Source organism: Pseudomonas moraviensis (genome assembly GCF_900105805.1).
Lineage (GTDB): Bacteria > Pseudomonadota > Gammaproteobacteria > Pseudomonadales > Pseudomonadaceae > Aquipseudomonas > Aquipseudomonas moraviensis_A.
Window position 1 is genome coordinate 83,268 of record NZ_LT629788.1, and the last position, 15,697, is coordinate 98,964.

At 58.1% G+C, this 15,697-nt stretch carries 30 protein-coding genes; 16 read left to right on the forward strand and 14 right to left on the reverse strand.

The window, feature by feature from the left end:
- The first annotated feature begins 32 nt into the window (after nt 1-32).
- A complete protein-coding gene (locus tag BLU71_RS00365; protein ID WP_083352038.1) occupies nt 33-599 on the forward strand; it encodes a hypothetical protein in 567 nt (188 codons plus the stop codon).
- Here the strand turns inward: BLU71_RS00365 and BLU71_RS00370 are convergent.
- From BLU71_RS00370 to BLU71_RS00425, 12 genes are all read right to left on the reverse strand, one after another.
- Nucleotides 592-921, reverse strand: a complete 330-nt coding sequence (locus tag BLU71_RS00370; protein ID WP_056785320.1) for a hypothetical protein — start codon at nt 919-921, stop codon at nt 592-594. The genes BLU71_RS00365 and BLU71_RS00370 overlap by 8 nt on opposite strands.
- Nucleotides 922-996: 75 nt before the next feature.
- Entirely contained in the window at nt 997-1,461 is a 465-nt protein-coding gene (locus tag BLU71_RS00375; protein ID WP_083352039.1) for a hypothetical protein, read from the reverse strand.
- Nucleotides 1,458-1,700 carry a hypothetical protein gene (locus tag BLU71_RS00380; RefSeq protein WP_083352040.1) on the reverse strand — a complete coding sequence of 81 codons (243 nt, stop codon included), beginning with the start codon at nt 1,698-1,700 and terminating at the stop codon, nt 1,458-1,460. Before BLU71_RS00380 ends, BLU71_RS00375 begins: the two co-directional genes overlap by 4 nt.
- Nucleotides 1,701-1,709: 9 nt before the next feature.
- On the reverse strand, nt 1,710-2,381 hold the full coding sequence (locus tag BLU71_RS00385) for a 3'-5' exonuclease (protein WP_083352041.1): 672 nt from the start codon (nt 2,379-2,381) through the stop codon (nt 1,710-1,712).
- On the reverse strand, nt 2,378-3,244 hold the full coding sequence (locus tag BLU71_RS00390; protein WP_083352042.1) for an ATP-binding protein: 867 nt from the start codon (nt 3,242-3,244) through the stop codon (nt 2,378-2,380). The genes BLU71_RS00385 and BLU71_RS00390 overlap by 4 nt, the downstream gene beginning before the upstream one ends.
- Nucleotides 3,245-3,255: 11 nt before the next feature.
- Entirely contained in the window at nt 3,256-3,402 is a 147-nt protein-coding gene (locus tag BLU71_RS27190; RefSeq protein WP_156889202.1) for a hypothetical protein, read from the reverse strand.
- A 241-nt stretch (nt 3,403-3,643) separates the two neighbouring features.
- Complete coding sequence (locus BLU71_RS00395) at nt 3,644-3,838, reverse strand: hypothetical protein (protein WP_083352043.1); 195 nt, start codon at nt 3,836-3,838, stop codon at nt 3,644-3,646.
- Nucleotides 3,835-4,068: a hypothetical protein gene (locus BLU71_RS00400; RefSeq protein ID WP_083352044.1), complete on the reverse strand. Its 234-nt coding sequence runs from the start codon at nt 4,066-4,068 to the stop codon at nt 3,835-3,837. Before BLU71_RS00400 ends, BLU71_RS00395 begins: the two co-directional genes overlap by 4 nt.
- Nucleotides 4,065-4,301, reverse strand: a complete 237-nt coding sequence (locus BLU71_RS00405; protein WP_083352045.1) for a hypothetical protein — start codon at nt 4,299-4,301, stop codon at nt 4,065-4,067. The genes BLU71_RS00400 and BLU71_RS00405 overlap by 4 nt, the downstream gene beginning before the upstream one ends.
- A 983-nt stretch (nt 4,302-5,284) precedes the next feature.
- On the reverse strand, nt 5,285-5,563 hold the full coding sequence (locus tag BLU71_RS00415; RefSeq protein WP_083352047.1) for a hypothetical protein: 279 nt from the start codon (nt 5,561-5,563) through the stop codon (nt 5,285-5,287).
- 464 nt (nt 5,564-6,027) lie between these two features.
- Entirely contained in the window at nt 6,028-6,405 is a 378-nt protein-coding gene (locus tag BLU71_RS00420) for a zinc ribbon domain-containing protein (protein ID WP_083352048.1), read from the reverse strand.
- 15 nt (nt 6,406-6,420) lie between these two features.
- On the reverse strand, nt 6,421-7,143 hold the full coding sequence (locus BLU71_RS00425) for an XRE family transcriptional regulator (RefSeq protein WP_083354287.1): 723 nt from the start codon (nt 7,141-7,143) through the stop codon (nt 6,421-6,423).
- A gap of 109 nt (nt 7,144-7,252) precedes the next feature.
- Between BLU71_RS00425 and BLU71_RS00430 the strand changes: the two genes are divergently transcribed.
- The 11 genes from BLU71_RS00430 (at nt 7,253) to BLU71_RS00485 (ending at nt 13,331) form a co-directional block, all read left to right on the forward strand.
- The gene (locus BLU71_RS00430; protein WP_083352049.1) at nt 7,253-7,468 is read left to right on the forward strand and encodes a transcriptional regulator; all 216 of its coding nucleotides are present in this window, start codon (nt 7,253-7,255) and stop codon (nt 7,466-7,468) included.
- Between the two features lie 32 nt (nt 7,469-7,500).
- Nucleotides 7,501-7,716 carry a hypothetical protein gene (locus BLU71_RS00435; protein ID WP_064588254.1) on the forward strand — a complete coding sequence of 72 codons (216 nt, stop codon included), beginning with the start codon at nt 7,501-7,503 and terminating at the stop codon, nt 7,714-7,716.
- Nucleotides 7,717-8,044: 328 nt separating this feature from the next.
- Entirely contained in the window at nt 8,045-8,845 is an 801-nt protein-coding gene (locus BLU71_RS00445) for a phage antirepressor protein (protein ID WP_083352051.1), read from the forward strand.
- Entirely contained in the window at nt 8,845-9,627 is a 783-nt protein-coding gene (locus BLU71_RS27590; protein ID WP_083352052.1) for a hypothetical protein, read from the forward strand. Before BLU71_RS00445 ends, BLU71_RS27590 begins: the two co-directional genes overlap by 1 nt.
- A complete protein-coding gene (locus tag BLU71_RS00455) occupies nt 9,617-10,423 on the forward strand; it encodes an ATP-binding protein (RefSeq protein WP_083352053.1) in 807 nt (268 codons plus the stop codon). The genes BLU71_RS27590 and BLU71_RS00455 overlap by 11 nt, the downstream gene beginning before the upstream one ends.
- A gap of 1 nt (nt 10,424) precedes the next feature.
- A complete protein-coding gene (locus BLU71_RS00460; RefSeq protein WP_083352054.1) occupies nt 10,425-10,997 on the forward strand; it encodes a hypothetical protein in 573 nt (190 codons plus the stop codon).
- Complete coding sequence (locus BLU71_RS00465; protein ID WP_083352055.1) at nt 10,994-11,401, forward strand: recombination protein NinB; 408 nt, start codon at nt 10,994-10,996, stop codon at nt 11,399-11,401. The genes BLU71_RS00460 and BLU71_RS00465 overlap by 4 nt, the downstream gene beginning before the upstream one ends.
- Nucleotides 11,391-11,714, forward strand: coding sequence for a hypothetical protein (locus BLU71_RS00470; RefSeq protein ID WP_083352056.1), 324 nt, complete (start codon nt 11,391-11,393; stop codon nt 11,712-11,714). The genes BLU71_RS00465 and BLU71_RS00470 overlap by 11 nt, the downstream gene beginning before the upstream one ends.
- Complete coding sequence (locus tag BLU71_RS00475; RefSeq protein ID WP_083352057.1) at nt 11,705-12,316, forward strand: recombination protein NinG; 612 nt, start codon at nt 11,705-11,707, stop codon at nt 12,314-12,316. Before BLU71_RS00470 ends, BLU71_RS00475 begins: the two co-directional genes overlap by 10 nt.
- Nucleotides 12,313-12,894 carry a hypothetical protein gene (locus BLU71_RS00480; protein WP_083352058.1) on the forward strand — a complete coding sequence of 194 codons (582 nt, stop codon included), beginning with the start codon at nt 12,313-12,315 and terminating at the stop codon, nt 12,892-12,894. Before BLU71_RS00475 ends, BLU71_RS00480 begins: the two co-directional genes overlap by 4 nt.
- A 167-nt stretch (nt 12,895-13,061) precedes the next feature.
- Complete coding sequence (locus tag BLU71_RS00485) at nt 13,062-13,331, forward strand: hypothetical protein (protein WP_083352059.1); 270 nt, start codon at nt 13,062-13,064, stop codon at nt 13,329-13,331.
- Nucleotides 13,332-13,593: 262 nt separating this feature from the next.
- Here BLU71_RS00485 and BLU71_RS00490 read toward each other — a convergent pair whose 3' ends face one another.
- Together BLU71_RS00490 and BLU71_RS00495 are read right to left on the reverse strand one after the other, a co-directional pair.
- The gene (locus BLU71_RS00490) at nt 13,594-14,058 is read right to left on the reverse strand and encodes a type II toxin-antitoxin system HicB family antitoxin (RefSeq protein ID WP_083352060.1); all 465 of its coding nucleotides are present in this window, start codon (nt 14,056-14,058) and stop codon (nt 13,594-13,596) included.
- A gap of 50 nt (nt 14,059-14,108) precedes the next feature.
- On the reverse strand, nt 14,109-14,291 hold the full coding sequence (locus BLU71_RS00495; RefSeq protein ID WP_083352061.1) for a type II toxin-antitoxin system HicA family toxin: 183 nt from the start codon (nt 14,289-14,291) through the stop codon (nt 14,109-14,111).
- Between the two features lie 178 nt (nt 14,292-14,469).
- Between BLU71_RS00495 and BLU71_RS00500 the strand changes: the two genes are divergently transcribed.
- The 4 genes from BLU71_RS00500 to BLU71_RS00515 all read left to right on the forward strand — a co-directional run bounded on the left by BLU71_RS00500 (nt 14,470) and on the right by BLU71_RS00515 (nt 15,647).
- A complete protein-coding gene (locus BLU71_RS00500; RefSeq protein WP_162276419.1) occupies nt 14,470-14,784 on the forward strand; it encodes a phage holin, lambda family in 315 nt (104 codons plus the stop codon).
- Nucleotides 14,781-15,167: a hypothetical protein gene (locus BLU71_RS00505; RefSeq protein ID WP_083352062.1), complete on the forward strand. Its 387-nt coding sequence runs from the start codon at nt 14,781-14,783 to the stop codon at nt 15,165-15,167. The genes BLU71_RS00500 and BLU71_RS00505 overlap by 4 nt, the downstream gene beginning before the upstream one ends.
- On the forward strand, nt 15,127-15,309 hold the full coding sequence (locus BLU71_RS27595) for a hypothetical protein (RefSeq protein WP_083352063.1): 183 nt from the start codon (nt 15,127-15,129) through the stop codon (nt 15,307-15,309). The genes BLU71_RS00505 and BLU71_RS27595 overlap by 41 nt, the downstream gene beginning before the upstream one ends.
- Before the next feature lie 116 nt (nt 15,310-15,425).
- Complete coding sequence (locus tag BLU71_RS00515) at nt 15,426-15,647, forward strand: YodC family protein (RefSeq protein ID WP_083352064.1); 222 nt, start codon at nt 15,426-15,428, stop codon at nt 15,645-15,647.
- Nucleotides 15,648-15,697: the final 50 nt, after the last annotated feature.

The following is a 15,697-nucleotide window of genomic DNA, read 5'->3' on the forward strand; positions in this document are numbered from 1 at the left end:
GGCCGAATCAATTACTAAACAGGAGGAACAGCGTGAAGGAGGACCTACTAATACCTCTCATAGGGGCCATTGCTGTTGCTCTGATAGGCGGGGGCATTTCGCTTGCGCTAGCGATCCTCGCAAAAGATCAGAAAACCTCTGAGTTCAGGCAGGCGTGGATCGACGGGCTGAGAGACGATGTGTCAAAGCTGGTCGCACATTTCATGGTTGTGGCAAGCATATCGAAAATAACCAAAAACCTATCTCAGGAGAAAATTTCCGAGTACGTCCTCTCCAAAGAAAATGACTTCATTGAGATAGCACTTCTTATCAACCGAATTCGATTGAGGATGAACAAGGATGAACATAAAGAATTTTTGAAACTGATTTCGGATACTGATGGGATTGGTTCTGATCCTGAGCGTTATGAGGCCCTAATCGAAAGCATTGTGGTCCAGAGTCAGGCAATACTTAAGTCCGAGTGGAGGCGTGTTAAAAGAGGCGAGATTTCCTTTCAAATACTCAAGTGGGGTTCGGCGGTTGTGTTCTTTGCTAGCTGCGCCTTTGGAATTTCTTTTTACTTGGGACATTTCGAAATTATTCGCCTGAACACTAATTAATCGGATCCAGTATCTCATCGTCTGAATAGCGAGAAATCGCGCGGCGTGATTCCAGTTCAAAAATACGCGACACGTTTTCGCTTATCGTGATTTCGTGTCGCGGCGGTGTGAGCAGGGGAAGGGCGCCGCCCGGGCCAAGTCCGTGCAGATGGTGAATCATCAGCGTGATCGCCTCGCCTTGTTCCTCGATGCCGCTCCAGGCCATCAACTCAGCAAGTGCTTGGCGCGTACCGGGCAGGCAGTGGAGCCTGATTTCCTCTTCGCCGCGCTCCTTCCTCTTCGCCGCGGCTTTCGCTGAGCGATCTGCATTGCTCTTGGCCATGGCCTACCTCTTCAATTCCGCTGGCCGGCAAGTCCAGCCAGGTCTGTCGTTTGCGTTGTTGTGGTCTGGAACGTCTCACGCAGCTACCTTCACCTGATGCCAGGCGCCGGCGGCGTAGAACAGCTTCGCGGCTTGGGCTTCGTCCATCGATATTTCGTCGGGAATGGCGATCCAGCCTGACGCCACCAGATGGTTCGGGTTCGCGCTGTTGCGCAGCTCCAGGTAGTAATGCTCGATGGCATCGGTGAGGCGCTCGACCTTGTAGATGCCGTCCGGCGAGATCTCCACCGACTTGATGTACTCGGCGCCGCGCTCGTCTCGGCACATAGCGGCGATGTAGATCGTCCAGCGGTAGGAGAAATCGAAGATCGCGTTGGCGATCGCCAGACTGCGGATCTGCTTGCAGCTCTTCCAGTTCGCCATGATCTGGCTGCCGCTGGGATCGATGTTCACGACCGCGACGTGGTTGGTGCGCAGCAGCGCCCGGCAGCTGCGCTCAGCCCGGGCGAAACCGTTGTTGGGTTTGCGTTTCGACTTCATAGCGAGTCCGCCATTTTGCGCAGAGCCTTGCGGTCAGCGGCCGATATCGGCTTCGGCCGGCGCTTGAGGACCGTTTCAGGGTCTATTTTCTTCGAGCGGGGCGGTGGGAGCGGATTGCGCGGCGGGCTTTTCAGTTGGTCGATCCGTCCGCCGGCGGCCAGGTACTGCGCGATTCGTGCAGCGATCGACTCGGCGTCGGGTCGGTGCTGCTCGACGAGGTTGAGGTGGTTGCTGATCATGAGTCACCATCAGCGCGAAAGCGCTTTACGAACGAATGGGTCAAGGTCGGGCTGGTTCAAAAGCCAGCGCCGGTAGTTGCTTGGCAAGTCCGCGAAGGCGGTGCCCTTGTGTTTGCCGAATCCGATGACCGTCGGGATGCGTGCATCCTCGGAAATCTGCCAGAGCTCCTCCCAGTCATTAACCGGCCGGCCAAGCTCAGCAGCGAGTTGATCGAGGATCTTGACCAGCAATAGGCGGCAGTTCTTCACATCGTCGAGCGCGGCGTGGGCATTGCGGAGCAGGCCGGTCGCTTCGGCGCGGTAGTGCAGGTAGATCATCGCCGACTGGGTGTGACTGCCCGCGTTCGGCCACAGCTTCGAGCTCAGGGCCTGGGTGCAAATTCGCTTTACATCCGGTTCGCCAATCACGCGCCAGTCGTAGTCGACGTTGTGCCCGATCAGGTAGACGACGTCGCTGGGCAGGGCAAAATCGGTGTGTGGCAGGCAGTCAGCCAGTTCCTCATCGAGAATGTGGCTGGTGGCGAGCGCGCTCAGCTCAATCGGCTTGCCCGGCTTGTAGCGGTGCAGGAAAGAGTCAGTCACCGCGAGACTGCTGACGCCGCTCAGTTTCAGCCAGGCCGCCTCGACCAGATGCGGATCGTTCAAGCCGGTTGTTTCGCTATCAAAGATGTATGCGGTCATGCTGATTGCCTTTGTGGGGAAAGTTCGTTTTTGCGCTTGTCTTTGGCGGCCACGACCTGCTGAACGAGATCGTCAAAGCCGACGGCGATGGCTTTGGCCGCGTTGAATGCCGACTGCAGCGAGGCCATGTCCTTGGCTGTGGCGATATCGGCCAGTGCATCCACCAGCAGCTCCTTGGCGCGCTCCTCAGGGCTTACACCCGAGTTCAGCCACGCCAGCAATCGCCGGCCGGTCTCTTCGGTGATCAGTTCAGGCTCCTCGAACAACTTTGTTCGATCCTTGCTCGCCATGGCGGTGTGCCCGTCGTGAGTGAGGTCCAGCACGACGGTGAACTCGTAATCGGTGCCGTCTCGCTGCTCAGACTTCATGCCCAGCTTGAGAATCTTCTTCCCTTCGCCTTGCACGGTTTCCGTTTTGCTCCGCATGGTGCAGATGATGTGTAGCGAGCTGGTCAGGATCTTGTCGGTCAGCCTCCGGTGGCGCGGCGTTGTCTCGTTCCAGGCCGCCCAGGTGTTGCCCTTGAATTTCTGGTGGGCAAGCTTCTCGTTCGATTCAAGGCATCCGCCGGAGCCTGTCCACTCATGGGAATAGCTGTCGATGATCAGCACGCTGTAACCGGCCTGCTCGGCAGCGGTGATGGCGTCGACATATCGTTCAGGCGAGTAGGGCGCATGCAGTTCAAGCGTGTCGAAGTCCGCGATGTCCGCGTACAGCGAGGCGCTGCCATGCTCCGTATCGATCACTGCAATTCGCCCGCCTAGCCCTTGTGCGAGCAGTAGAGCGGAGTAGGTTTTGCCTGAACCAGATGGCCCAGCAAGTGCCAGCCGTAGCTTGGCCTGCTTGCGTTCGGCTTTCTTGAACATTGCGAGTTTCCTCAGTTCGGTTGGTTGTCCCACTGCTGTTCGATGCGGCGGGCTTCGTCTTCGTACTCTTTGCGCTGCTCGCCGCTGAACTGCTCGGGCGAGAAGGCGCCGACCGTCATCCAGTCGAGCTGGGCGGCCAAGCGGGGGGAGTGGTTCATGGGTACCTACTGTGTGACGCGATCGGCGAGAGCGCTGAGCAGCATCAGGAAGGTGTAAATCAAGAGGACCCGAAACGAGCCGCGCCGAATCAGGATGCGGCGTGCACGCTGAAGGCTGGTCATCGGAATACGTGATAGGTGGTGGAGCGCGGAACCTGGCAAGTGCCCGAGCCATCGCGAATGACACCGTAGGCGCCGGCACCGGCAATCAAGATCACAACGAGAAACCAGTACAATAGATTCATGGCCGAGCCCTCACCGCGATGCGTCCGCCTTTCATGGTCACCGACAGGCGCTGCGGGAGGCTGTCGACCAGATCCTCCCGCTTGCGGCCGATCACTTCATTGAAGGGCAGGCCGAAGCCGAGAATCGCGATGCGGCGCTCGATGTCGTCGAGCTGCTCATCGACCAGCGATTTCACCAAAGGGGTTGTCATGCTGCAGCTCCTTGCGAGGCGGTGGCGTTGTAGGTGGCGTAGATCTGGTCGATGCGAGCGCGGTAGTGACGGTGCTCGCTGTCGTCGATGGCACGAAGCATGAAGGCCAGGGTGATGCAGGATGTCGCGGCGGCGCTGGCGTTGGGCTTGCCGAGGTCGCGGATCATGTTGCTGATCTCGCCCTCGATCCAGGTCACCGCCGTTTGATGGTCGCGCTGCTGGATGTTCATTTGAGCCCCCAGAATTCGCCGTAGGCGACCACCGCTGCCGCGACTCGCTTGGCCCGCGCTTTGCGGTCGACCAACTCTTGAGCTGCCATCAGCGCCTGACGCTTTGTGAGTTCTTGCGCTGCGGCTTCGTAGTCGTGAAAGTCTTCAACCTTCGGCGCTTTGGGGCGGCCCCATTCATCAAAGCGCCGATCCCACTCTCGGGCCTGCGCACTGTCTGCATAGCTGGTTGCCATGGTCGCCTCCGTGGTGGCGGGTGTTGATCCAACAAAACTCGGATGCACTCATCCGCTCCGCTGGTTGCCGTTGGGCGCGGAGGGGAGTGCATTCGGGATTGGTCGGGGAAGGGTTGCCGGTTACTTTTCCGGCGCTGATGTCACCAGCAGATCCTGTGGGCTATACCCGCTTCGGGGCGCTGACAAGGCGCGCTCTCCGGGGCCGATATTCTCTCGTCGGCCCAAGCGCCCGACACTGTAGCGGCCGGGTAGGCTGTTGCTCGGCAACGGCTGGTTAGCGCTTCATGGCGGTAGCTCCTATCACTCGCTCACTGGGCAGGCAGTGGCCACCTATTGAATGGGGTGATGCAGATGGCCGGAGCTGATCCCGGCATTACTATTAGCGGCCTTAGTGACACCGGAGTTTCACCGGGGCGAAGGTTTCAGCCGCTTATTCTTGGACTCGCCGTGGCCATCTGGGCGCTTACTCACTCTACCGGCCACGATTCCCGCGATCCCTCAGGTCTTACACTTGCCCGTCAGCCCGGGCATTCATCTGCGTGTTGCGGTGATGCAGGTGGGCGGTTATAGGCCGCAGCTTCGTCCGCATCGGGGTGTGATCTGGCAGGTGCCAATCCCTGCATCAACCCGTGTTCATTCCTCCGGGTCTCGCTGGATGGAAGCTATGCTGCTTGGCGGCAGGATTCAGATCACACCCCGATGCGCTCTCATAGAGAGGATCGGGTGGGTTCAAGGCAGCTTTCAGCGTGACCACCCACGCTCTCAACCATCGCTGCATAAGGGCAGTTAACGACAGGCTGTCGTGGCGCTGGTTGTCTCTATCTTTTCAATCTCATCCAAGGCTTTCTGATATGCCTCGACCATCAACCCCAGCATTTCGTATCGACTCCGTATGAAAGCGACACTGTCTTCTGATATTCCGTGCCGCTTGGCTCCAGACACCAACCGTTCGAGCGCGCTGATCTCGTCAGGCCATGCCGCGCTCATTGCGCCGCCTCGAAAGTTGCTGACGATGCCGATACACCAAATCGCGACCAGTTCGCCGGGCTGTAGAACTGCACAACCTTTGCGACCTTCACGATGAACTCAGCGCCGAAGCGGAATTTATTGCCTTGGTACAGGCGCGGCATGGTCAGTTTCTTGTCCAAGCAAGTAGCGCCGACGATACGGCCGTCGCTCAACTTGATTCCGTGCTTCAGCGAGCGACCGCAGTGTTCGCAGTTGCATTCGCTTTCGTACCCAACGATTGAAATCTGGTTCATTGCGTAACCCTCGGTTGATTTCCCGTCTGGCCCTGTCGCCAAGGCCAGCCAGTGAAATCTGTTTTTCTCCGCACCCGCTTACCAGGTCATTCACTCAGTTCGGTCAACACCTCGTCCGCCGTCGCAGTGGTCTGCGCGTTGGCAGGCTTTCGGGCCTGTCGGATCGCCGGTCGCCGGTAGAGGCAAGTGCGGTTTTGTTCATCGGTTTACTGACCTCCCACCGATGGAGCCGGGAGTGACCTAACCGGACTGGCCGGGTAGTCGTTCATGGCGCTGGTTGTTAAAGAGCGGCGGGTCTGTTGAGGCCCTGGCGCCTTCTTGCTTTGGCGTTGAGGCAAATCTACAACTGAAAATTGTAATGTGCAAGCAAGAGTTGTAATTATTTTTGCAGTTATGCATGGGTGGTCTTTTCTGCGGGCGTAAAAAAGCCCGCGCTTGGCGGGCTCTATTTGATAGCGAGGTGTTTAGTCTCGACGTAGTGTTGCGGATCTACCGTGTTTCGCTTCGAATTTGTCGACCATGCCTCTGCATGCGCCGCGCACGAACGTCTTCGTCTGCGCGGATGCCAGTTGGTCGTCGTAGTCCTTCCAGCACAGGTCTATAGCCAGGCGATCACGATCTTTTTCCGAAGGCGGTCCCGATAGAGCGCCGATCACAAGGAGCAATCCGAACAAAACCAGCGGAACCAATATGAACCATGGCCAGATCGGCTTGCGGGCTGGTTTTGGCGGTTCGCCGCTGACCGTTCCAGTCAGAAGGCTGGTGCCGCAGTGCTTGCACTTGATGGCTTCGGCTTTGATCGTTTCTGCGCAATAAGGGCAGGTCTTTACCGCTTCGTCCATGTTGAAGCCTCTGATTCAATTTGCGCGAGAGTACATCGCCCACCAAAAAACATGTCCAAGAATCGATATCTGCTGCTCTTGGATCTGCTCGAAGGTGTAGTTTTCGTCCGGATGCTCGTCGTGGTTGAAGCTGCGAAGCTTGATGCCCGTCGGAGTCCGGTAAACCTGTTTCACACGAAGCTGACCGTTATGGTTCACCGCGTACATCTCGCCGTCGACGATATCGCCGAGCGAATTTTTGCCCATGTTGACGCCCACTGTGGCGCCATCCCTCAGCACCGGCATCATGCTGTTGCCGCTCACCGTCACGCACTTGGCGTTGCTGAATTGAACGCCGTTGTTGCGCAGATCCTTCTTGAAGAAGCGAAGCCTTGCGCTGTCGCTTTCTTCTATTGCGAATCGCCCAGTGCCAGCCGCCAGCTCGACTTCCTTGAGAAAGGGGACGTAGACCTCGTCGTCACCAAGAGGCGTCTCGTCATCCCACGTTTCGATTGAGCTCAACGAAGTGTCGGCAGTGCGGCTCTGGCTTTCGAGCGGGCCGGTCTCGCCCATCAGGTAGGCAACCGAAACCCCTAGCACGTCGCTCAGCATTTTGATCTTCGGATTTCTCGGGACCGTTCGCCCGGATTCCCAGGCTTGGACGGATTGCGGGCTCACATCGAGCTTGCGCGCGAGCTCGGACTGATTCAGTCCAGCAGCCTCGCGGGCTGCAGCGATTCGGGAAGAGGTAGTAGTCATGGCCGCGAGAATACAACTCGAACTTGTAGATAGCATTGCAATTCTCACTTGTAGTAGCGATTCAAAAGCTGTAACTTTGCGTTGTAATTACCAGTTTAACGAGGACGCTATGGAACAGAACGCAGCAGAGCGTGCAGCTAAGGCAGCAGGCGGCCAGTCGGCCCTCGCTCGCGTCCTTGGCTGTACGCCACAAAACGTACAGCGCTGGTGCGCCACCGGCCGGGTTCCGGCCGAGCGTGTAATTCCCGTCGAGCAGGCAACCGGCGTATCCCGCCATGACTTGCGCCCCGACCTGTACCCCGACGAAACCAGTAAAGCCGCATAACCATTTTTCAATCACCAAGGAGCAATCCCCGTATGGGCTTCAAAGACCCCCTCAACCAGCGCCGAGACATCGCCAGGAAGATCCGTCTGTATCCATTGCTCGATCGACAGTTGCAGCGCGCCGCCGACAAAAGCCGTCGGGAGTACGCGACGTACCTTTTCGAGATGTTGGAGTGGGCAGCAGTCAATGGCGCAATCGAAGCACTCATGCCCGAGGACCTTAAGGACCTCAAGAATATCGCGGGCTAGAGGCCCTCAGGAGGGCACGAATGCAGTTCACAGAAGAAAACGTGCCGCCAGAGACCCGCGCCAAAGTTCACCAACTCATGGAGGCAAGAGGGTGGACGTTTGAAGAGGCGGTAAACGAGATCCTTCTCGAGGCAATCACCTCGGGAGCAACGGTCTTCGTTGGCAGGCACAAAGCGCCAGTCCTGACACTGGTGGGACTTAAGAGGCCCTCTACCGGATAGGTGAGGCCCTCACACAGGGCCTGAAGAAGGGCCCACTTTTCAACAGGCATAAAAAAACCACCGGACGAGGGTGGCTTTTTCAACAGCAGTAACAACTGGAGCGAATCATGCACCAATCAATTCCAACGATCAATACCCCGGCCAGTGTCGCGACACAATTTGGCAACGGTGAAAACGTGTCGCGTGAAAAAATGAGCAGCTTCGAATTGCTCGACCTGGTCAACGCGGCCCGAAAGGAATTTGGCGAAAGCGAAGTTCGTCGCAATGATTTCACCGCGCGGTGCCGCGACGAGCTGGACGGCGAATACTACGAAACTTTCGTAGTAAGGAATCAGCGCGGCCCAGCCTCTGAGGCGTTGATGCTGACCAAGGATCAGTGCCTTCTGATCTCGATGCGGGAGTCGAAAGCAGTTCGCCGCTCGGTCGTCTCCAAGATCAATGCCCTGTCTCAGCCTCGCGAACTCTCCCGCATGGATCTTATCCAGATCGCGTTCGAGGCCGAGCAGCAGCGTCTGCAGCTGTCGATCCAAGTCGAAGCCCAAGCCTCGAAAATCCATTCCATGGAGAACCTGTTCAAAGAGGGGATGACGCACACCCAATTCTGCAAGGGCCTCAATGGGGTCAACGTCATGCAGGTGGGCAAGTTCCTCGAAGGCCGCAGCTGGCTCTACAACGAGAGCAAATCTGGACTGCGCTTCCGTGTGGCGTCTTACGCCCGCGACAAGTACATGACCGAGCATCAGCACGAAGTCACTCCCCACGGCAAAGAGCCGTTCGTTTCCTTCACACCAGTCCTGCTCAAGAAGGGCGCCGTGCGCCTGTATGACCTTTACCTGGCTGGCGAGCTGCCAATGAAGAAGACCTGGGACGGACTGTTCACCCATGACAAAGCACTGAGGGCCGCGTAATGGCCGGGGACTGGATCAAAATGCGAATCGACCTTCAGACACATCCGAAAGTTTTCCGCATGGTGTCCGCATTGAAAGCGGACAGACTTCGGATCATTGGCGGACTGCACATTGCGTGGAGCATCTTCGACACCCATTCCGACGACGGTGTGCTGCACGGTTACAGCGTCGATGCGATGGACGCGGTGGTTGGCTGGCCGGGCTTTACCCAGGCCATGATCGAAGTGGAATGGGCGTCCGTGCAGGACGATGGAAGCCTTGTAATGCCTCGCTTTGACGAGCACAACGGCGCCAGTGCAAAGCGCCGGGCCAACGACAGCGAGCGCAAGCGTAACGACCGCAAAAACAACTCTGTCCGCAATGTGTCCGCAAGCGATGCGGACAAAACGCGGACCAGAGAAGAGAAGAGAAGAGAAGAGAAGAAAGAGCAAGATCAAAAGCATGGTGCTGGCGCACCGGCGAAGTCTGGCAAATTCGATCCGCTCACTGCCAAGCCCGAGAATGTATCCGAAAAGGCATGGGCCGACTGGTGCCAGCACCGCAAGGAAATCCGCAAGCCGCTGACCGCCAAGAGCTGTGAGCAGCAGGCCAAGGCCTTACTGGGCCATGCCGCGCCGGATCAGGTGCTCGCCACCTCGATCTCCAACGGCTGGACCGGCATTTTCCCGGACAAGGTCGCCAGCAACGTGCACCCGTTCCCGCAATCCCGCCACACCGGCTTCGCCGATCGCGATTACACATCAGGCCTGAAGATGCGGGAGGACGGCAGTTATGCGCTCTGAGCAAGTCCAAGCCACGCAGGAACTGCCGCCGGGCACTCGCATTCAGCCTGCTGAGTGCGAAACCCACGGCGCCTACGAGCAGAAGGTCTATGCCGTTCTAGGCCGGGAGCTCAGAAGCAACTGCCCCGAATGCAGCCGTATTGCCCGCGAGAAAGCCGACGCGGCCGAGAAGGCCAACAAGGCGATGGAACTGCGCATGTCCCTCGCTCGCAAGCTGGGCGATGCGCTGATCCCGAAACGCTTTACCACTCGCACCCTGGGCAACTACCAGGCCGAGAACGAAGGCCAGCGCAAAGCCCTGCGGTTCTGCCAGCACTACGTCCAGATCTTCGACGAGATCCTGAAGACCGGTCGCTGCATGGTGATGATTGGCAAGCCCGGTACCGGCAAAACGCACCTCGGCGCCGGCATGGCCAACGAGCTGCTGCACAACACGTCTCGCACGGCCGTGTACCGCACTGTCGGCGCAATCCTTCAGGCGATCCGCTCCACGTACGACAAGCACAGCGAACGCAGCGAGGCCGAGATCCTGTCGAGCCTGATCGATCCCGATTTGTTGGTGCTGGACGAGGTAGGCGTAAGCAAGGAGCAGCCGAGCGACTTCGAGCTGACGACCCTGTTCGCAATCATCAACGGCCGGTACGAGCAGGAGCGCCCGACGGTGGTGATCTCCAATCTCGAAGCCAGCCAGTTGCCGGCCGCCATGGGTGACCGCTGCGTCGACCGTTTGCGCGAGGGCGGAATGATCGTTGTCCCGTTCGATTGGGAATCTCAGCGCGGCAAGGAGGGTTTCTGAAATGACTATCGACAAACAAAAACTCCAGAAGCTGCTGTGGGCCGAAGCCGCGTCCTACCGTGCCGACTGCGCAGACTGGAAGCGCAACACCGAGGCTCTGCAGGAATTCCTCGGGGAGAAGACCGTGGAGGAGGTGGCGCTGGAGCTGCTGGCCGAGAACGATCGACTTTCCGCATCGCCGGAGCGCCAGATCATCCGCGCCGCTGTAACCGAAGCGGTCAAGGGGATCGCCGACGCTGCAGCAGCGCATGCCAAGGCTGGGACGCTCAAGGAGATTGAGCAACTCAAGGCCGAGAACGAGGCGCTGCGAAGCGTGATGGCTTGCGTAGTGAGCGAGATACCTAACCAGACCAGCCGCAATGGCAACGCGCCCGGGCACTGTCACGCCATCCCCGGAGTTTGGGATCAAGGTAACGGCGCAAAGTCTGGAACCGAATGCGCCTGGTGCAAGGTCTGGAATGCCGCGACGGCTATGAGCAACGAGCGGCCGCTCACCTGTGGGAGCGAGCAAGGGTCCACTTCGGCTGAAACGCCCGTTCCAGAGCGCTCTGCCTGTAGGAGCGAGAACCCATGAACCCCGAATACACAATCCGCGACCGAAGCGATATCAACCGCCTCGCCGGCGCCTTGCACGCTATCGACCTGAGCAAGCCGAAGGTCGTGGTGATCCGCGACGAGAAGCGCCCTGACGTCTGCAACCGCAAGATGTGGGCAATGCTCAAGGACGTATCCGAGCAGGTGGTCTGGCACGGCAAGAAGCTGACCAGTGAAGACTGGAAGTGCCTTTTCAGTGCCTCTCTGGAGAAGCAGCGTGCGGAGCCAGGCCTCGACGGTGGCTTCGTGGTGATGGCCGTATCGACCCGCAAGCAATCGCAGAAGTGGTTCAGCGATCTGTTCGAGCTGATGCATGCGTTCGGCGCCGAGCATGACGTGAAGTGGAGCGCAACTGACCACTGGGACGGCCGCTATGACCAGTAACTTCAAGCCGGGCGATCTGGCCCTGATCATCAACTCGGCGGCGCCGAAGAATATCGGGAAAACGGTTCGCCTAGTTGAGTACATCGCTCCCAACAGCGGTTCCTTCATGCATGAGGGCGTGTGCTTCAAGCCTCGCGAAGTGCCCACTTGGATCGTGGAAAGTCTGGACGGATCGAAGTCTCTTTTTGGCGGGTATATCCAGTTTGAAATCATGGTCCGGTCTGGACCGTGCCGACAGCAATGGCTGATGCCCCTGCGCGGCGACTTCACCCCCGAGCAGCAGAAAGCCAAGGAGGCCGAACCATGCGCGTAGCCCTCAAGGAGAAGAAGGCTCCGAAGCCGAAGAAGTGCAAGAACCCAGCGTGCGGCATCAGCTTCCCGCCGCAGCGCTTGGGGCAGGCGGTATGCAGTCCGAAGTGCGCGCTGGCCATGGCGCCGGCGAACACCGAGAAAGCTCGCAAGGCAATCGCCCAGCGCGACCGCCGCGAGATCCAGGTGCGCAAGGAGAAGCTGAAGACCAGGGCGGATCACCTGCGCGAGGCCCAGGCCGCAGTGAACGAGTACGTCCGCCTGCGTGACGCGCACCTGCCCTGCATCAGCTGCGACTCCATGCCGAACGACAACGACCTGATGACGGGCAGCCGCTGGGACGCCGGCCATTACCGATCCGTCGGCGCCTGCCCTGAGCTGCGATTCGAGCCGCTGAACATCCACCGCCAGTGCGTGAAGTGCAACCGCAATCTGTCCGGTAACGCGGTCGAGTACCGCATCCGGTTGGTGCAGCGCATCGGCGCCGAAACCGTGGCTTGGCTCGAAGGGCCTCATGAGCCCCGCAAGTACACCATCGGGGAAATCAAAACCATCAAGGCCGAATACCGGGCCAAGACCCGCGAACTGAAGAGGGCTGCAGCATGAAAATCAACTCAGCGCGCCAGGCTTGGCATGACTGCAAATACAACCCGGCCCCCGGCCAGACCTCCGACGTCGTCCAGCTCGGCGTTGTAGTGCAGAGCACTGAGCGTGGGCCAACGGCAAATCATGCTGTGCACGGCGCACTTGCTGGGCACATCCAATCAGCAATCGAGCGCCTACATCCGCAGATCCGCGTCTTCGGTGATTTCATGTACGCAGCCGAGCAGAGCGACGATATCCGCGAGGCGGCGGAAGAGGTTGTTTTCGTGCTGGTGCAAACTCGATCGCCGCGCATGACGGCCGCGAAGCGGGAGAAGTTGGAATATGTGGTGAAGGGGATCATGCGCCGGTACCGGTACATGCACCAAGGCGGCCAATCGTCAAACGAGGACCCGCTGGCCAACGCCGAGAAGTTCCGGGCGTGGATGTGGCAGGTGTACGAGGTGCGGCTGGAATCGTGCAACTGGGAGCGGGATTGGGGCGGTGTAATCCAGCTGATTTTCGAGTGCTGCGAGGATTTGGATCGCCGCGCTTTGAGCCCGGTTGCCGCCGTGATTTACGAAATGCGCGAGGCTGCTTGAGGGCCTATTGCGTTCCCGTGCGGCTCATGGCATGATTTCGCCACTGTTAGAGTTTTGCCTCCGGCAACTTACTCAATGATCCACGAAACCCGGCCATTGCGCCGGGTTTTTCCGTTTCAGGTAATCGCTGCATGTATCATCTCGGCTCCAACCAAAAGGAGCTTGATATGACAACGTATACTCTGAGCCATGTCTCGATCGAGTCCATCAAGGACGATGTTGAGCAGTTGAGCGGTAATAGCTACTTGTGGCGGGTTGAGTGCGAGAGGGAAGTGATCGCCTATTGCATCGAGAAGGCGTTCGCGGATCGGATAACCGACCTGCCATATATTCGCGCTGTGCGTCCAACAGGAACCCTGTTTGCCTTCCCGTCGACTGATGCGCCAGTGGCTATCTGCGTGGGGGCTATCAACGAGTTGCTCAGGCAGTCGAAATAATCAGCATTAACGAATTTACAAGCCCGGCCACCGCGCCGGGTTTTTATTGCCTGAAATTCACCTGCAGCCAGGGCAGCCTTCGGGAAGACCTGGACGTCGATAGCCGGATAGTGCGACGCACGGATCAACGCCGGCAGCCCGCGCACCCTGACCTCACAATGCTTTCAGGGTGGCGCGAGACAGGAGCAGCGAGATCGATGCAAAGGGGCGTCGACGCTGGGATCGTCTTTGGCCGACAGCTCGGAAAGACGAGCGCACCTATTCAGGGCCTCGGAGCCAAACCTTTTGGAGGTCGCCCGGTGCCAGCGGCAAATGCATGCTCCTTCACGATCTGCAGTCGAAGGCCGAACTGATCGAGAGCGTCCTCCAAGCTTTCCATCTTCGACGTGTGCTCGAAATCAACAAGCCGAGCGGCTGCTGTAGGAGAGATACCCAGCATCGCAGCCAGGTCTGCTTTTGATTTTCCGGTGTGGATCAATTGATTCCAGAGGATGATTTTTGCCAGCGTGACGGCCGAAAGCCGCACGTGGTGATCGCCCTGTCCGGACGCGTGAGGAATTTCACGTTTTTGATCCACGTAAATCGAGAGCGCCAAGGTAAGCCCATCGGCAGCATTTTCCAGCAGCTCCTCCAGCGTATCCCCAGCGCTATGAGCTTCTGGGATGTCTGGGCATGTCGACCAGAAATGATCGGACTCTTCGTGAGCGACGATTTTGTAGTTGTACATAAATTTCCTCTGTTGAGAGCTGACTTGTCGCGAGCAGATGAGTTGGGGCCTCATTTGAGGCCCAGTTGTTTGATTATCTCTTTCCGAAGCCCTTCACCTATTTCCTTCGATCCGTGGCTTGGAAAGATCGTTTGCCGGTCCTTGTAGCGAATCTTGAAGTGGCTGCCTTTTGCTGACTTCGAAAACTCGACCCCTCGGGCCTCCAACCATCTTCTGAACTCGCTGTACTTCATCAACCCTCCTTTGTGTGTTGATGGAGCCAGTTTAAACACATAAGTGTTTAGTGTAAACACTTATGTGTATTTCCCCTCGCGTTCGGAAACGGAAATTCTTAATTCGGATCCCCTGCAAATATCTGCACAGGCCGATCAATCTAATCTCCCCAAGGGGGAGGCAACCCGGATGCCAAACATGCCTGACAAGCCAGACACATGGGCCAAGATCTGGCTGGCGTTGAGCAATCCGCTCTGGCAGGGCGTGATCATGTCCATCACCGTATCGTTGCTTCGAGTCATGTACGACGCGAAGGAAACCAGTAAGCGCCGTATCGTTTTCGAGGCGCTGATCTGTGGATCGCTGAGCTTGGTCGCGTCCAGCATTATCGAGTGGATGGCCTGGCCTTCCAGTCTGTCGGTCGCTGCCGGTGGCACGATCGGCTTCCTCGGCGTGACGGCCATTCGCGAGCTGGTGACCCGATTCCTCGGTCGCAAGGCGGATGCCGCATGAAGACCTTCGCTGCAGCAATCATCATTGCCCTGGTTGGCTTGCTCCTCATTGGGATACAGCAGTCGCGCGTCGTTGCCCTTCGCGGGGAGGTGGCATTCGAAGCCAGCGAGAAGAAAAAGGCGGTCGACGCCAATCTCGAAAGCCAGGCCACGATCACCACGCTACGCGCCGAAGCCCAGCGCAACGCCGATTACCAGAAAGACCTGAATAAGCGCTTACAGGCCAGCCAGGCCAAAGCCAGAAAGGCGGAGAAGAACTTTGAAGAACTCAAGCGCAACAGCAAGCCTGTTCGTGATTGGGCTGCTCAGCCTCTGCCTGACGGCCTGCGCGGGAAAGCCGGCGGTGGTAACCAAGGCAGCGGCGGTAAGAGTCGAGCCCCCTGAACTGGTGCCTTGTGAGCGGGTAGCTGATGAAGACCTCGCTGACAACGGCCAGCTGTGGGAGCTGAAGAACCAAGCCATCAACCTGCTCGACACCTGTGCAGACCAGGTGGACGCGCAGATCAAGCGCAGTCAGAGCAAGTAGGTCGCGACACGTTTCGCGAGAGTGCAAATTGTGTCGCGACATCTTTAAATCGTATTTGCTATTGAAATGATGGCATTTGATCCCCATGGACATATCTCCACTCACAGGAGATTGATATGGCTGAGTTCAAGAAGGGCGATGTAGTTGTGTTGCGCAGTGGTGGTCCGAAGATGACGGTCGTTGAGTTGGGCGACTACAGCGGTTACGGAACCGGGCCGAAAGATGGCGTCAAGTGCCAGTGGTTTGACAAGACAAAACGGTTTGAAGACGTGTTCGATGCGGAAACACTCAAGATCTATACGTTGCCAGCAATGGGCATTGCGATAGGCCGTGGTTGATAGGTTGTATGTGATTTGAAAAATGCTGAGCTTGGGCCGAGTCCTTCAAG

Bases quoted from the DNA above. Each gene is read 5' to 3' on its own strand.
- BLU71_RS00370 (WP_056785320.1), bottom strand. From the start codon at position 921: ATGGCCAAGAGCAATGCAGATCGCTCAGCGAAAGCCGCGGCGAAGAGG.
- BLU71_RS00375 (WP_083352039.1), bottom strand. From the start codon at position 1,461: ATGAAGTCGAAACGCAAACCCAACAACGGTTTCGCCCGGGCTGAGCGC.
- BLU71_RS00380 (WP_083352040.1), bottom strand. From the start codon at position 1,700: ATGATCAGCAACCACCTCAACCTCGTCGAGCAGCACCGACCCGACGCC.
- BLU71_RS00385 (WP_083352041.1), bottom strand. From the start codon at position 2,381: ATGACCGCATACATCTTTGATAGCGAAACAACCGGCTTGAACGATCCG.
- BLU71_RS00390 (WP_083352042.1), bottom strand. From the start codon at position 3,244: ATGTTCAAGAAAGCCGAACGCAAGCAGGCCAAGCTACGGCTGGCACTT.
- BLU71_RS27190 (WP_156889202.1), bottom strand. From the start codon at position 3,402: ATGAACCACTCCCCCCGCTTGGCCGCCCAGCTCGACTGGATGACGGTC.
- BLU71_RS00395 (WP_083352043.1), bottom strand. From the start codon at position 3,838: ATGACAACCCCTTTGGTGAAATCGCTGGTCGATGAGCAGCTCGACGAC.
- BLU71_RS00400 (WP_083352044.1), bottom strand. From the start codon at position 4,068: ATGAACATCCAGCAGCGCGACCATCAAACGGCGGTGACCTGGATCGAG.
- BLU71_RS00405 (WP_083352045.1), bottom strand. From the start codon at position 4,301: ATGGCAACCAGCTATGCAGACAGTGCGCAGGCCCGAGAGTGGGATCGG.
- BLU71_RS00415 (WP_083352047.1), bottom strand. From the start codon at position 5,563: ATGAACCAGATTTCAATCGTTGGGTACGAAAGCGAATGCAACTGCGAA.
- BLU71_RS00420 (WP_083352048.1), bottom strand. From the start codon at position 6,405: ATGGACGAAGCGGTAAAGACCTGCCCTTATTGCGCAGAAACGATCAAA.
- BLU71_RS00425 (WP_083354287.1), bottom strand. From the start codon at position 7,143: ATGACTACTACCTCTTCCCGAATCGCTGCAGCCCGCGAGGCTGCTGGA.
- BLU71_RS00430 (WP_083352049.1), top strand. From the start codon at position 7,253: ATGGAACAGAACGCAGCAGAGCGTGCAGCTAAGGCAGCAGGCGGCCAG.
- BLU71_RS00435 (WP_064588254.1), top strand. From the start codon at position 7,501: ATGGGCTTCAAAGACCCCCTCAACCAGCGCCGAGACATCGCCAGGAAG.
- BLU71_RS00445 (WP_083352051.1), top strand. From the start codon at position 8,045: ATGCACCAATCAATTCCAACGATCAATACCCCGGCCAGTGTCGCGACA.
- BLU71_RS27590 (WP_083352052.1), top strand. From the start codon at position 8,845: ATGGCCGGGGACTGGATCAAAATGCGAATCGACCTTCAGACACATCCG.
- BLU71_RS00455 (WP_083352053.1), top strand. From the start codon at position 9,617: ATGCGCTCTGAGCAAGTCCAAGCCACGCAGGAACTGCCGCCGGGCACT.
- BLU71_RS00460 (WP_083352054.1), top strand. From the start codon at position 10,425: ATGACTATCGACAAACAAAAACTCCAGAAGCTGCTGTGGGCCGAAGCC.
- BLU71_RS00465 (WP_083352055.1), top strand. From the start codon at position 10,994: ATGAACCCCGAATACACAATCCGCGACCGAAGCGATATCAACCGCCTC.
- BLU71_RS00470 (WP_083352056.1), top strand. From the start codon at position 11,391: ATGACCAGTAACTTCAAGCCGGGCGATCTGGCCCTGATCATCAACTCG.
- BLU71_RS00475 (WP_083352057.1), top strand. From the start codon at position 11,705: ATGCGCGTAGCCCTCAAGGAGAAGAAGGCTCCGAAGCCGAAGAAGTGC.
- BLU71_RS00480 (WP_083352058.1), top strand. From the start codon at position 12,313: ATGAAAATCAACTCAGCGCGCCAGGCTTGGCATGACTGCAAATACAAC.
- BLU71_RS00485 (WP_083352059.1), top strand. From the start codon at position 13,062: ATGACAACGTATACTCTGAGCCATGTCTCGATCGAGTCCATCAAGGAC.
- BLU71_RS00490 (WP_083352060.1), bottom strand. From the start codon at position 14,058: ATGTACAACTACAAAATCGTCGCTCACGAAGAGTCCGATCATTTCTGG.
- BLU71_RS00495 (WP_083352061.1), bottom strand. From the start codon at position 14,291: ATGAAGTACAGCGAGTTCAGAAGATGGTTGGAGGCCCGAGGGGTCGAG.
- BLU71_RS00500 (WP_162276419.1), top strand. From the start codon at position 14,470: ATGCCTGACAAGCCAGACACATGGGCCAAGATCTGGCTGGCGTTGAGC.
- BLU71_RS00505 (WP_083352062.1), top strand. From the start codon at position 14,781: ATGAAGACCTTCGCTGCAGCAATCATCATTGCCCTGGTTGGCTTGCTC.
- BLU71_RS00515 (WP_083352064.1), top strand. From the start codon at position 15,426: ATGGCTGAGTTCAAGAAGGGCGATGTAGTTGTGTTGCGCAGTGGTGGT.